The sequence below is a fragment of the Streptomyces mexicanus genome (genome assembly GCF_902506575.1).
GTDB classification, from domain to species: Bacteria; Actinomycetota; Actinomycetes; order Streptomycetales; family Streptomycetaceae; genus Streptomyces; species Streptomyces mexicanus.
The window spans coordinates 5,568,065-5,581,480 of record NZ_LR732544.1 but is presented as its reverse complement, the minus strand read 5'-3'; the positions used below and the strand labels follow the sequence as shown (position 1 = coordinate 5,581,480).

Annotated in this window: 11 protein-coding genes and 1 pseudogene; 3 read left to right on the top strand and 9 right to left on the bottom strand. The window is 70.4% G+C overall.

Annotated features, from left to right (window positions below; translation table 11 throughout):
- The first annotated feature begins 216 nt into the window (after positions 1-216).
- The gene (locus GV126_RS25000) at positions 217-702 is read left to right on the top strand and encodes an FAD synthase family protein (RefSeq protein WP_028424316.1); all 486 of its coding nucleotides are present in this window, start codon (positions 217-219) and stop codon (positions 700-702) included.
- On the opposite strand, the gene GV126_RS24995 is transcribed toward GV126_RS25000, so the two are convergent.
- From GV126_RS24995 to GV126_RS24985, 3 genes are all read right to left on the bottom strand, one after another.
- Positions 662-1,432, bottom strand: a complete 771-nt coding sequence (locus GV126_RS24995; protein WP_159670838.1) for a CDP-alcohol phosphatidyltransferase family protein — start codon at positions 1,430-1,432, stop codon at positions 662-664. The two genes, GV126_RS25000 and GV126_RS24995, sit on opposite strands and share 41 nt — an antisense overlap.
- Positions 1,433-1,586: 154 nt before the next feature.
- On the bottom strand, positions 1,587-1,874 hold the full coding sequence (locus GV126_RS24990; RefSeq protein ID WP_159670836.1) for a hypothetical protein: 288 nt from the start codon (positions 1,872-1,874) through the stop codon (positions 1,587-1,589).
- 132 nt (positions 1,875-2,006) lie between these two features.
- The gene (locus GV126_RS24985) at positions 2,007-2,786 is read right to left on the bottom strand and encodes a FadR/GntR family transcriptional regulator (protein WP_159670833.1); all 780 of its coding nucleotides are present in this window, start codon (positions 2,784-2,786) and stop codon (positions 2,007-2,009) included.
- Positions 2,787-3,130: 344 nt separating this feature from the next.
- Here GV126_RS24985 and GV126_RS24980 point away from each other — a divergent pair, with 344 nt between their 5' ends.
- Positions 3,131-4,393, top strand: a complete 1,263-nt coding sequence (locus GV126_RS24980) for an MFS transporter (protein WP_159670830.1) — start codon at positions 3,131-3,133, stop codon at positions 4,391-4,393.
- 239 nt (positions 4,394-4,632) lie between these two features.
- Here the strand turns inward: GV126_RS24980 and GV126_RS24975 are convergent, their stop codons facing one another.
- On the bottom strand, positions 4,633-6,066 hold the full coding sequence (locus tag GV126_RS24975; protein ID WP_159670827.1) for a non-reducing end alpha-L-arabinofuranosidase family hydrolase: 1,434 nt from the start codon (positions 6,064-6,066) through the stop codon (positions 4,633-4,635).
- Between the two features lie 619 nt (positions 6,067-6,685).
- Entirely contained in the window at positions 6,686-7,672 is a 987-nt protein-coding gene (locus tag GV126_RS24970; RefSeq protein ID WP_159670824.1) for a BtrH N-terminal domain-containing protein, read from the bottom strand.
- A gap of 195 nt (positions 7,673-7,867) precedes the next feature.
- Here GV126_RS24970 and GV126_RS24965 point away from each other — a divergent pair, with 195 nt between their 5' ends.
- Complete coding sequence (locus tag GV126_RS24965) at positions 7,868-8,359, top strand: nucleotidyltransferase domain-containing protein (RefSeq protein WP_201299945.1); 492 nt, start codon at positions 7,868-7,870, stop codon at positions 8,357-8,359.
- A 330-nt stretch (positions 8,360-8,689) separates the two neighbouring features.
- On the opposite strand, the pseudogene GV126_RS37880 reads toward GV126_RS24965, so the two are convergent.
- From GV126_RS37880 to GV126_RS24950, 4 genes and pseudogenes are all read right to left on the bottom strand, one after another.
- Positions 8,690-8,827, bottom strand: a pseudogene (locus tag GV126_RS37880) (transposase family protein); the annotation flags it as partial.
- 34 nt (positions 8,828-8,861) lie between these two features.
- Positions 8,862-9,509, bottom strand: a complete 648-nt coding sequence (locus tag GV126_RS24960; RefSeq protein ID WP_185948196.1) for a hypothetical protein — start codon at positions 9,507-9,509, stop codon at positions 8,862-8,864.
- A gap of 182 nt (positions 9,510-9,691) precedes the next feature.
- On the bottom strand, positions 9,692-11,023 hold the full coding sequence (locus GV126_RS24955) for a class I SAM-dependent RNA methyltransferase (protein ID WP_159670818.1): 1,332 nt from the start codon (positions 11,021-11,023) through the stop codon (positions 9,692-9,694).
- 158 nt (positions 11,024-11,181) lie between these two features.
- Entirely contained in the window at positions 11,182-13,233 is a 2,052-nt protein-coding gene (locus tag GV126_RS24950) for an APC family permease (protein WP_159670815.1), read from the bottom strand.
- Positions 13,234-13,416: the final 183 nt, after the last annotated feature.

Below are 13,416 nucleotides of genomic sequence, written 5' to 3'. Positions count from 1 at the left end.
CCTGCCCTGTGCGTCCGCGGGGCACAGGACCCCCCGGTGCCACGCGCTGCACACCAGTGAACCAGGAAGCACCCCGTTTGTTCACCCTTCCTGCACCGGACATGAACGCTATGGTCAAAGTTCGCGCGCTCTTCGGTGAACGGTGAGCGGGGTGCGCGCGGGGCATCCGGCACCGGGTGCCCGCAGGGGGACGTCATCGAACCAAGGGGGGTATCCGTGCCGTCGGCATCGAGCAGACCGTACCGGGTGGGCTACGCACCGGGCGCCTACGACCTTTTCCACATCGGGCACTTGAACATCCTGCGCCACGCACGCGCCCAGTGCGACTACCTGGTGGCGGGCGTGGTCTCGGACGAGATGGCCGAACGCGCCAAGGGCAGGCGGCCGATGATCCCGCTGGTCGAGCGGCTGGAGATCGTCCGCAGCATCCGGTACGTGGACGCCGCGTTCGTCGAGACCGTGCCGGACAAGCTGGAGACGTGGAAGCAGGTCCGCTTCGACGTGCTGTTCAAGGGCGACGACTGGCGCGGCACGCCGAAGGGGGACCGGCTGGAGCGGGACTTCGCCACCGTGGGCGTGGACGTCGTCTACTTCCCGTACACGGTGCACACCTCCAGCACCCAGCTGCGCCGGGCCATCGACGTGCTGAACACCCCGCAGGTCACCGAGGAGGCGCGGACAGCTCCCGGAACCACTTGGTGAGGAAGGCCAGGAGGAACAGCGCGGCGGCGGCACCGAGCACGGTGTAGGCCCAGCGGAACGCGCTGCCGCCGCCGAGCAGCAGGAAGACCAGGCAGAACACCCCGTGGTCCACGGGCAGCAGGGCCACCGCGCGCACCGTGGACGGCGCGGCGCTCGCACCCGCACCCGCACCCGCACCCGCACCCGGGGCCGCCTTCCGCTTGAGCTGCTCGGTGAGCAGCCCGCCGAAGAAGGTGACGACGGCGGCGAGCTGGAAGCCGAGCGGCACCAGCAGCCAGCCGTCGGCCCCGGTGCCGAAGTGGCCGGGGTGCCGGTGAAAGGCGATCAGCACAGCGGTGTGCAACGCGGTGATCTTGGCGCAGTCGACCACATGGTCGAGCCACTCCCCTGCCGCACTGCCCCCGCCGCGCAGCCGGGCCAGCTGCCCGTCGGCGGAGTCGAAGGCGAACCCGACGGCGAGCCCCAGCCACACCAGCAGGCCCGTGCCCCAGGTGGGCGAGGCGCACGCGGCCGTGGCCACCGCCGCGAAACTGAAGACGGCGCTGATCGCCGTGACCTGGTTCGGCGTCAGCCCGAGGCGATAGGCCCCCGCGGCGAGATACCGCCCCGCCGGCCGGTTCACGAACCGCGAGTACAGCGACACGCCCTTCGCGCTCTTCTGCGCGGCCTTCAGCCGGGTCAGCGCCGACGCGGTGTGCTCCGTGCTCGTGGTACTCGTCGTGCTGCTCATCGATCCCCCCGGACCCCATGACGTCACCGGTGTCACTCCCCTGGTGCACATCATCACAGGCAACGGCGCCCGGCGACAGAGCGATCGGCCCCGGGCACGCCTCCAGGCGGTGCCGCCGGGCCAGGACGGGGCGGCCGGCCCGAGGGCTTCCGGCTCAGCCCAAGCCGCGGTGGGCGGCCCACAAGGCCCCGGCGCGATCGGCGGCGCCGGAGACCAGGGCCGCCAGTTCGGGCCGGTCGGGGACGGGGAACGAAACGTACGCGCCCCGACCGCCCGCGACGGGCCGGCCGTAGGCCTTGACGGCGAGGTGGCCGTCCGGGAGGAGCCGGACGTTGAGCGTGGTCAGGGTGAACTCCTCACCGCGCCGGGTGTCCGTCCAGCGAAGCGGCTCCGGAATCGTGACGTTGATCGCCAGGGCACTCACTTCCAGATCACTGCTCATGACCGGATGATCCCACGCCGGCCACGACCACGGCCCGGGTCACCCTGCGCCCCGGTCGCCCGGTCGCCCCGGTCGCGCTCGTCTGCGAGGCCCGGGAGGTGTGCGGACGGCGGCGGCCGCGCCGTTCCCGCCCTACCGGTCGGCGTCGACCCGGCCGTCGCGTGCCCGGTACGCCCCTGAGGCCACGTCCGCCGGCCACTCGTCGCGGTCGAGCACCGCTTCGTGGAAGGCGCTGAAGTGGGCGTCCACGGCCGCTGCGGCCAGGGCCGCGCTTCCGCTCTCCACGCCGCGGTGGATGCCGTCGTGCGTGCGCACCATCAGGCTCTTGTCGTGGATCAACCGCCGCATCTTGCGGCGCCGTTCGAGCAGGGACTGCCGCAGGGCGCCGGCCAGTGCGCGGGAGAAGAAGATCAGTGCCGGGTTCTCCGAGGCGTTGAAGAGCGCCTCGTGGAAGGCTACATCCGCGCGGTCCAGGTCCTCCGCGGCCTGCGCCCGCTCCATCGCCATGACCTGACGGCGCATGTGGCCGATGAGCACGGGGTCGCCCTTGATGGCCGCCTCGACCGCCGCCTGCCGCTCCAGACCGACCCGCACGCTGTGCAAGGCGGGCAGGTCGAGACCGCTGGCGCGCATCCCCACCTCCAGCGCGAAGGCGAGCCCCTCGGGGTCGAGGGCCTGGACGTAGGTGCCCGAGCCGGTGACGCGCCGCAGCGCCCCGAAGGCCTCCAGGAGTTGGAGCCGGTCCCGCAGCGCCGTACGGCTGACGCCCAGCTGTTCGGCGAGGAGCCGTTCACTGGGCAAGCGGCTGCCCGGTTCCATCTCGCGGATCACCCGCGTCAGGCCTTGGGTGATGGAGTCCTCTCGGATGCCTTCCGCCCTCTTCGTGCCGTTCCGCTCACCGGTGCCGCCCATTCCGCCCCTCCCTCTCCGATTCGATGATCGTCCAGGGCCTTGAAGATGTGGTCATACCGATCGCAAAATCAGTCGTACCGCAGTATAGGGAGCCGTGCCCCGTTGCCCGACGCCCTCGACGGCACCTCTCCCGCGCCACTCGCCCCGCCCTGAAAGGCAGGACTGCCGTGCCCTCCCCCGCAGACCCCGAGTTCCTCGCTCCACAACGCAGCAGCACCGCTTCCCGCGACGACGGCTCATCGGCGTCACCGCCGACGCCCCCGGCCGCCGCGGCTGTTGCCGCCGGTGCGGCCGACTCCGCCGACTCCGCCGGCTCAGCCGACTCCGCGGAGTCCACCGAGTCCATGGGGCGTATCGCCGTCGCCAGTTTCATCGGCACCGCGATCGAGTTCTACGACTTCTACATCTACGGAACCGCTGCCGCCCTGGTCCTCAACGGCGCCTTCTTCCCCCAGCTTTCGCCGGTCAACGCCACGCTCGCGTCCTTCTCCACCTATGCCGTCGCCTTCGTGGCACGCCCCCTCGGTTCGATGATCTTCGGGCACTTCGGCGACCGCGTCGGCCGCAAGTCCGTCCTGGTCGCCTCGCTGCTCCTGATGGGCCTGTCCACGGTCGCGGTCGGCCTGCTGCCGGACTACGACACCTGGGGCGTCTGGGCGCCCATCACCCTGGTCGTCCTGCGGTTCCTCCAGGGGATCGGCCTGGGCGGCGAGTGGGGCGGCGCCGCGCTGCTGGCCGTGGAGCACGCGCCCGCGAAACGGCGCGGTCTGTACGCGGCCTTCCCGCAACTCGGCCCGTCCGTGGGCTTCTTCGCCGCGACCGGCATCTTCCTGATCCTGTCCGACAGCCTCGACGACGCCTCCTTCGCCTCCTGGGGTTGGCGCGTACCGTTCCTCGCCTCGCTGATCCTCGTGGTCGTCGGCCTCTTCGTCCGCCTCAAGATCAGCGAGACGCCCGTCTTCGCCGACGTCATGGCGAAGAACGAGGCCAGCCGCGCGCCCTTCGTGCAGGTGCTGCGGCGTCACCCGAAGGAGCTGCTGCTGGGCGCGGGCGGCATGACGGCGGCGTACGGACTCTTCTACACCGCCACGACGTACTGCCTGTCGTACGCCACCGGCCCCCTGGGCATCGGGCGCACCACCATGCTGGTCGTCTCGCTGTGCGCGGTGCTCTTCCTCGCGCTCGGCACCTGGCTCTCCGCGACCCGCTCGGACACCGGCGGGCGGCGCAAGCTGGTCCTGCTGGGCGCCGCCGCGGCCGTGGTCTGGGGGTTCGTGCTGTTCCCCCTGATGGACACCGGTACGTCCGTGCTCGTCACGCTGGCCCTGGGCGGCGCGCTCTTCTGCATGGGTCTCATCTACGGGCCCATGGGCGCCTATCTGCCGGAGCTGTTCCACACCACGGTGCGCTACTCCGGTGCGAGCATCGCCTACAACCTGGGCGGTGTGCTCGGCGGTGCCGTCACGCCGCTCGTCGCCACCCGGCTGCAGTCGTCGTTCGGGTCGGCCACGGTCGGCTGGTACCTCAGCGTGCTCGGTGCGATCTCGCTGTGCTGCGTGCTGCTGCTGCCCGAGACCCGCGACCGCAGCCTGGCCGCCGAGGCCTGACCGGCCGATGGGCGGTGCGCCGGTCGGCGGGCGGTGTGATGCGGCGATCGTCGTCCGGGCTCGGGAGCAGGACCGTGCGGCCCGGCGCCCGCTCCGGACGAAAGGAACCCCGGCCGCCGCACGACCGGGGTTCCTCCGGGCGGTGGGCGCCGGTCATCGGGGGAACGACCCACGCCGTGAACCGCTCGCGCAGCACACCTCCGAGGCCCGCCCCGTCACGTTGACCGTCACCCAGGAGGTCAGCGCTGCAGGGTGAGGACGCCCGGCCGCCACGGCAGTTGGTCGTAGGGGCCGCTCGCGGTGGGCGACTTGCCCTGGTAGAGGAACTGCAGGTTGCAGGGGTCGATGGTCATGGTCTGGTCGGGGTTGGTGCGGACCAGGTCACCGTGGCTGATGTCGTCGGTCCAGGTGGCACCGCTGTTGGCCTTGCCCGCGAAGGGGTTGCTCTCACTCGCGGCCTGCGGGGTCCACGCACCGCTGAGGCTGGAGGCGGTGAAGGAGCGGAAATAGCGCTGCTCGTTCGCACCCCGGGCCTCGACGATCATCAGGTACTGGTTCTGGCCCTGGACCTTGTAGACCTGCGGCGCCTCGAACAGGTTCTTCACGCTGTCGCTCATGACCGTCGTGTAGGACGAACCGAAGTTGCCGGGGAAGTTCCCGATCGGCATGCTCGCCCGGTAGATCTTGCCGTTGTCCCCGGCGAAGAACAGGTACATGTTCTGGCCGTCGGCGATCAGGGTCTGGTCGATCGGGCCGGTGCCGGAGTCGGAGATGCTTCCGGTGAACAGCGGCTGCGGGGCGGACCAGCCGTTGGGGTTGGTGGGGTCGCTCGACGTGCGGTAGACGAAGGGCGACGCACCCCACTGGTACGCCAGCACCCAGATGTTCTTGGGCGCGAAGTAGAACAGCGTGGGCGCCACCGCGGCCTGGTTCATGCCGGTCTGGCCGGCCGACGCCATGTCCGACCAGTTCGTGAAGGGCTGGAACATCATCGAGCCGTACGACGACCCCGACACGTTCGAAGCGTAGACCAGGTGCTTGCCGTTGTACGTCACGGTGGTGAAGTCCTTCAACGACACCCAGCCGTTCGCGGGCTGGGCCAGCGCACCCGTCGACGTCCACCGGTACGTCGAAGGAAGGGAACACGTGCCGCCCCCCGGCGGAGTCGACGACCCGGACAGGCCGGTCCACTTCTGGTTGCTGCCGCCGTTGCACGTCCCGATCTGCACCGCCGTGCCGTTGGCCGTACCGGCGCCCGCCGTCTCCAGGCACAGCCCGGACTCCACACCGACGACCGTGCCGTCGGAGTTCACCCGCCACTGCTGGTTCGCACCGCCGGAACAGGTCCAGATCTGCACGCGGGTACCGGAGGCGGTGGCATGGCCCGGGACGTCCAGGCACTTGGTGCCGTACACGGTCAGCTCGTTGCGGTCCGTCCACGTCCACTGCTGGTTGGTCCCGTTCCAGCAGTCGTAGATCTGCAGTGAGGTGCCGTCGCTCTGGACGGCGCCCGGCACGTCGAGACACCGGTTCGAACCGACACCGCGCAAGGCGCCGCTGGTGGCCGCCTGAGCCGGGGTGGCGACGAGCATCGCCGCCACCGCGGCCAGGGCCGCGACCGCGGCGGCGAGCACCGCGGACACACGCCCGCGGCGGAAACTTCCTCTGTGCATGGAGACTTCACCAACCCTGAGTAGGTGATTCCGACAGCGCTTAATGACAGGTACATGACATGCGGGACCGCGGGTGCGATGGACTCCTTGCGGCTCGGCGTTCGGAACACACCCGGAGATGCCCTGCTGCACGATGGAACGACCTCAAGCGCTGTTCGAGATATCGAACAAAGGTCGAGTTATCGAGCAAGTTTGAATGATAGGAACCCAGTGGACGACGTCAACTCCCCGCGCAAGAATCGAGTTTGATCTCGAAAGCTTTCGCAGCCCGCATCGGCCGAACGACCGAGGTCACAGCCTCGGGCAGCGAGGAGCACCGCCCTTCAGCGGCGGGAGGGAGCGATCTGGCGGACGACGTGAGGCCCGGTCGGCCCTGTCCGCGGCGGCTCCGCCTGGCCGACTTTCCGAATGACGTCAGAAATTTCGCCGGCAACAGGGACCGGGAGGGTCGCTCGCACCGCCACTGCGGAGTGCGGCAGAGACCTCCGCTTTGTCGAGCGTCATCCGAGCGTCACCAGGTCGAGCAACCCACCCGGACCGAGAAACGCGTCGTCCACGTCCACGGCCGGTGCGCGGGCGACGCGGGACGCCGCGCCGGAAGAACGCCGGCGTCAGCCGCTCAGCTCGTCAGTTCCAGGAGACGTCGCATCAGGTGCTGCTCCTCCTCCGCGGCCTCGTGCACCATCGTCGACGCGCTCCGGAGGCATGCCCGCGACGAGGTGGCTCCGGCCTCGCGCACGAGCCCGGCCACGTCGGTCCACTTCTGCGACACCCCGCGGTACGCGTCCGAGATCTCCTGGAACTCGCCGGTCCCGGTGAGGTCGGCCGTCTCCGCGAGGAACTCCGCCCACATCGTGCGGAACAGGCCCCCGCCGGTTCCGGCGTCCTCCATGAGCGTGGACATCTCGGACAGGCTGTCCGCGGGCGAGTCGAGGTCGTCGAGCCACCGCGGCATCAGGTCGGCGACCTTGTGCATTCCCTTGAAGCCGAAGTTGGAGATCGGCGGATTCAGGAATTGCTGCGCCGCCGCCCTGATGCCCTTGCGGGCGGCTTCCCCGAGATCGGGAAGGCCGCCCTTCCGGGGTTGCAGGGTGAAGGCACGGTTGCGCGAACTCATCGGACCCCGGGGGTCGCGCGCGCAGGCGAGAGATGCGGCGGAAGCCCATTGCAGGCCGAGCGGCTTGGTTTCCACCAGGGCGAAGCGGTCGTCGTCGTGTCCGACGCAGGCGACATAGTGCGCCGCGAACCGGAAGTCGTCGGTCGAGTAGTCGAGCAGGTAACGGTCGAGTTTGAGGCCGACGACGTTTCCGGAGTCGAGCTCTGCCAGCAGATGCTCCCGCGCCCGCCTGGCCGAGGACGTCTCGTGCCCCGACAGGTGCAGGTTCAGTGCGTCCGCGAGATTCTCGGACAGCGCGTCGGGTTTGATACGACCGCCGACGAACGGTGTCGGCATCTGCTTCGTCCGCCAGTAGATGAAGGACAACCCACCGGCGAGCCCGAAAACGAACGCCTCCGACAAGTCGATGTCCCACTGCCGCAACAGATTCACGAGGGTGGTCGACTCACAGTGGTTACCGACGAACGGACGTTCCTCTGACAGCGGCACGTGGCTGCGTCTCCCTTCGTTCGCGGCAGAGCGTAGCGCAGCCCGAGGACGGCCTCGTGGGCGTCGGGTTGAAGGCGGGCGGAGCGCTGGGTGGTCTGGAAGCTCTCGTGGCCGGGGAGGCCGAACCTCGTAGAGCGGGACTCGCCCCGCGCGGACTCGCCCGCTCGAACGATCAACGCTAGCCTGCGCGGTGTGATGACGGCTGACGACGTATTGTCGATCCTTGCCGTGCGGCGGAATGCGGGCGCCGACATCTGGATCGGCGGTGGCTGGGGCATCGATGCCCTGGTCGGTCGGCAAACCCGCCGGCACCGCGACCTGGACCTGATGCACCGCAAGAGCCAGGAACCGGCTGTCGTGGCGGCCCTCGCGGGTGCCGGGTTCGTCCAGACCCCCGACTGGCGCCCCGTGCGGTTCGTCCTCACCGATCCCTGTGGCCGGGAGATCGATCTCCACCCTCTGACTTTCGCCGCGGACGGATCCGCGGTGCAGGCGTCACCCGACCCTGAGCACCCGTTCGTCTATCCCGCCTCGTGCTTCGTCACCGGCACGATCCTGGGGTCCACCGTCCCGTGCCTGTCACCGGAGCAGCAGGTCTACTTCCACCAGGGCTACGAACCGGCTGATCACGACCGTCGCGACATGGCCCGGCTCCGTCAGGCATTCGGGATCGCCACACACTTCTGACCAGCTCTCCCAGGACACCCTCCCGTCGCGTCGACCGGCACATTCAAGCCCGGGCGTGCGCAGGAGCGGCTATCTCAGCGGCTCCTGTGGCTGCCGGCGCGCTGCGGGCGCGAAGTCGTGCCCGAATGCGATGTCCGGCCTGGGGATCACCTACCGTGCGGCCCGCTCAGCCCCGCCTGGGACGGCGCCGGCCCGCACCCGGGTGACCGCAGCCCCGACGCGCCCCGCTCCTGGCCGAACGGGCGCGCGGTGCGCCTGTTCGCGCCGCAGCGCGGCGGCGACTGGACGCTCTACCGGTCGGCATCGGCCCACTGCCCGACGTCGCCGGGGTCAACGCCTGCTCGATCGGCTCCGACCTGCTCGACCCGGGACCGCGAGCTTGTCGTATCGCGTGGCGACAGCGCGGCGCCTCTTGAGCCGGTCGATCCCGCACTCGACCGGGTCACGCTCGCGGTGGTCTGCCGGATCGGCGATCGCTCACGATTCACTTTCGATACGCGGCCTAGTGCTGGACCGGCGGGCAGTAGCCGGTCTGCTCGCCGATGGAGTTGATCTCGGCATTGGACCGGGAGTCGCCTGCGTAGTCGATCTGGTTGGTGCAGCTCACGCCCGGCTTCTTCGGCGTGCCGGACGGCTTGCTGCCCTTCTCCGGGGCGGGGCAGTGGCCCGTCTGCTCGCCGATGGAGTTGATCTCGGCATTGGACCGGGGGTCACCGGCATAGTCGATCTGGTTGGTGCAGCTCACGCCCGGCTTCTTCGGCGTGCCGGACGGCTTGCTGCCCTTCTCCGGGGCGGGGCAGTGGCCCGTCTGCTCGCCGATGGAGTTGATCTCGGCGTTCGACCGGGGGTCACCGGCATAGTCGATCTGGTTGGTGCAGCTCACGCCGGACTTCTTCGCGGCGCCCGACGCCGTGGTGCCGGCCGAGCCCTGGCCGCTCTTGGCGGCCGACGTGCCGGACTGAGTGCCGGCCGCGGAGTCGCCGGACGAACCGACGGAGCCGGAGGCGCTGACGGAGCCGGAGGCACTGGAGGAGCTGGAGGCACTGGAGGAGGACGAGGCACTGTCCGAGCCACTGCCGCTGCAGGCCGTCAGCGACAGGCCGACGGCCACACCGGCAACGGCGAGCATCGAGAACTTCCGAACGTGCATCACGATCCCCCTCGGAGCGGGCCGGCTCCTGGGGGGCCGGCCTTCTGCTCATCAAGACAGATGCCTCGCGGGTCCAGTTGCGCCGCAGCTCTCGCCGGGACACGCCTGTGACAAACGTGGCCGATGCATGAAGCAACTGGCCGAGAGCAGGCCGGAAAGGGGCCGGAAAGGGCTACCGCAGGTCAGGAGCCCTTCGCGGCCGGTTCGAGGATCGCCACGCACTCCACGTGATGCGTCATCGGAAACAGATCGAACGCCCGCAGCGTCCGCACCCGGTAGCCGCCCTCGCGGAAGTACGCCAGGTCGCGGGCCAGGGCGGCGGGGTCGCAGGCGACGTAGGCGATGCGGCGGGCGCCCAGGGTGGACAGGTGGGCCACCGTGGAGCGGCCGGCGCCGGCGCGGGGCGGGTCGAGGACGACGAGGTCGACCTCGGTGATGCCGGTGCGCGGCAGGACGGACTCGACCTTGCCCTGCTCGATGCGGACGCGGGGGAAGTCGGCGAGGTTGTGCCGGGCGTCCTCCACCGCGCGCTTGCCGGACTCGATGCCGAGGACGGCGCCCTTGTCGCCGACCCGGTCGGCCAGTGCGCCGGCGAAGAGGCCGACGCCGCAGTACAGGTCCAGGGCCATGTCGCCCTTGCGGGGCAGCAGGCCCTGCATGACCGCGGTGACCAGGGTGTCGGCGGCCTTCGGGTGGACCTGCCAGAAGCCGCCGGCGCCGACGCGGTGGGTGCGGCCGTCGGCGCGCTCGCGGACGAAGGGGCGGCCGTGGACGCGGTGGATTCCGCCGGTCTTCTCGTCGACGCGGAGCACGGAGACCGGCCGGTCCAGTTCCACCAGCGGCAGGCGGGCGCCCGGGCGCGGGGTCAGGACGACCTGGCGGTCCTGGGAGCCGGTGGCCGCGATGGCCTCCACCGCTTCCATGCCGGTCCACTCGCGCCGCTCGATGCCCAGTTCGCTGACGCCCTGCGCGGCGATCATGCAGTGGTCGATCGGCTCCACCTCGTGGGAGCGGTGCCGGCGCAGGCCCGCCTTCCCGGTGGCCGGGTCGACCGCGTACTGCACGCGCGTGCGCCACTGGGGGACCTCGCCCGCGGGCAGCTTGTCGCCCTCGGCGGGCATCACCGTGCCGTCCCAGCCGGCCTCCTCGGGCGTGAGGCCCGCGAGCCGCTTCAGCTGCTCGGCGATCACCTCGCCCTTCAGCCGGCGCTGGGCGCCGGGCTTGGCGTGCTGCCAGTCGCAGCCGCCGCAGCGGCCGGGGCCGGCGTACGGGCAGGGGGCCTCGACGCGGTCCTTGGACGCCTGGAGGATCCGTACGGCGTCCGCGCGCAGGAAGCGGGCGCCCTCCTCGCCCTCCGTGACCCGGGCCACGACCCGCTCGCCGGGCAGCGCGTGCCGTACGAACAGCACCTGTCCTTCGGCGGTGCGGGCGATGCAGTGGCCGCCGTGGGCGACGGGGCCGATCTCGACCTCGTACTCCTGGCCCACCAGCGACTTCTTGGGTTCTGCCTGCATGGTGGGTCTACTCCAGATCAAGACGAGAGGAACGACGAGACGAACGAGTCGACGTCGGGGACGGGCGAAGGCCGGACAACAGCCCACCAGTCTACGTGGGTGTCGTCCGGCCGTTCACCACGAGGGCCCCGGGCCGAAGCCAAGGCCAAAGGTGCGGGTCAGGACTTCGGTGTCGACGTCTCCTTCGGCCGGACCTGGGCGGGGCCGCGCCGGACCGCGCCCGGCGCGCTCCACTCCTGGCGGCGGCGGGCCCGGTCGCGGGCCGCCTCGGAGGAGGCCAGCTGGTAGGGCACCGAGGTGACCATGACGCCGGGCGTGAACAGCAGCCGGCCCTTCAGGCGCAGCGCGCTCTGGTTGTGCAGCAGGTGTTCGTACCAGTGGCCGACGACGTACTCGGGGATGATCACCGAGACGGCGTCGCGCGGGGACTGGCTGCGCAGGCTCTTGACGTACTCGATGACCGGGCGGGTCACCTCGCGGTAGGGCGAGTCGAGCACCTTCAGCGGTACGTCGATGCCGCGCCGCTCCCACTCCTCGCGCAGCGCCTTGGTCTCCGCGGGATCGACGCTGACGGTGACCGCCTCCAGGGTGTCCGAGCGCATCAGCTTGGCGTAGGCCAGCGCGCGCAGGGTGGGGCGGTGGATCTTGGAGACGAGGACGACGGAGTGCACCCGGGAGGGGCGGACGGTGTCCTCGCTCGGACCCTCGGGGGCGGCGATCTCCTCGGAGACGCGGTCGTAGTGCTTCCTGATCGCCGTCATCGTCGCGTAGAAGATGCACATACCGAGCAGGGCCACCCAGGCGCCGTGGGTGAACTTGGTGAGCAGCACGACGACCAGCACCAGGCCGGTCAGGCAGGCGCCGAAGGCGTTGATCGCCCGCGAGCGGATCATGTGGCGCCGCTTGGCCTGGTCCCGCTCGGTGGCCAGGTGGCGGTTCCAGTGCCGGACCATGCCGGTCTGGCTGAGGGTGAAGGACACGAACACGCCGACGATGTACAGCTGGATCAGCCGGGTGGAGTCGGCGCCGTAGACCACGGTCAGCAACGTCGCGGCGCCCGCGAGCAGCACGATGCCGTTGGAGAAGGCGAGGCGGTCGCCGCGGGTGTGCAGCTGGCGCGGCAGGTAGCGGTCCTGGGCGAGGATCGAGCCGAGCAGCGGGAAGCCGTTGTACGCGGTGTTCGCCGCGAGGAACAGCACGAGGGCGGTGGCCGCGGCGAGGACCACGAACAGGAAGCTGCCCTTGCCGAAGACGGCCTCGGCGACCTGGGAGATCACCGGGTTCTGCACATAGCCGGAGCCCACCGGGACGCCGCCGTGCAGCAGGTCGGTGGCCGGGTTCTCGGCCATGCGGACCTTGGTCGTCATCGCCAGCGCGATGATGCCGCAGAACATGGTCACGGCCAGCAGGCCCATCATCGCCAGCGTGGTCGCCGCGTTCTTGGACTTGGGCTTGCGGAAGGCCGGGACGCCGTTGGAGATGGCCTCGACACCGGTGAGCGCGGCACAGCCGGAGGAGAAGGCGCGCAGGAGCAGGAAGACCAGCGCGAACCCGGCGAGCCCCTGGTGCTCGGCCTTGATGTGGTAGTCCGCCGTCGGCGCCCGCATCGTGTCGCCGAGGACCAGGCCGCGGAACGCGCCCCACAGGATCATGATGAACACGCCCGCGACGAACACGTACGTCGGGATCGCGAACAGCGTGCCCGACTCCCTCACGCCGCGCAGGTTCATCAACGTCAGCAGCACGATCACCGCGACCGCGCACAGCACCTTGTGCTGGACGACGAACGGGACCGCGGAGCCGAGGTTCTCGATGCCGGAGGAGATCGACACGGCGACGGTCATCACGTAGTCGACCAGCAGCGCACTGGCCACCGTCAGCCCCGCCTTGGCGCCGAGGTTGGTCGTCGCGACCTCGTAGTCGCCGCCGCCGCTCGGGTAGGCGTGCACGTTCTGGCGGTAGGAGGCCACCACCGTGAACATCAGCACGACCACCGCGACCGCGATCCACGGGCTGAAGTGGTACGCCGACACGCCCGCGATGGACAGCACCAGCAGTACCTCTCCGGGCGCGTACGCCACGGAGGACAGCGGGTCGGATGCGAAGACGGGAAGTGCGATGCGCTTCGGCAGCAGGGTCTCCCCCAGCCGGTCGCTGCGCAGTGCGCGCCCGATCAGGATCCGTTTGGGCACGTCGGTCAGTTTGGACACAACAGAGGATCGTAAGGGTTCGAACTGGGGGCCGCCCACCTGCCGTGCGTGTTCTGCCTCCCGGGTGAAATCGCGGCCCGAGCGCGCTACGGATTCCGCAGGGCGGCGGACGGCCGTGCCTAGATGACTCAACCCCGCCACGTGCCCGCGGATTCCCCGCCCCCGCCGACCTCTCGGAGGTTG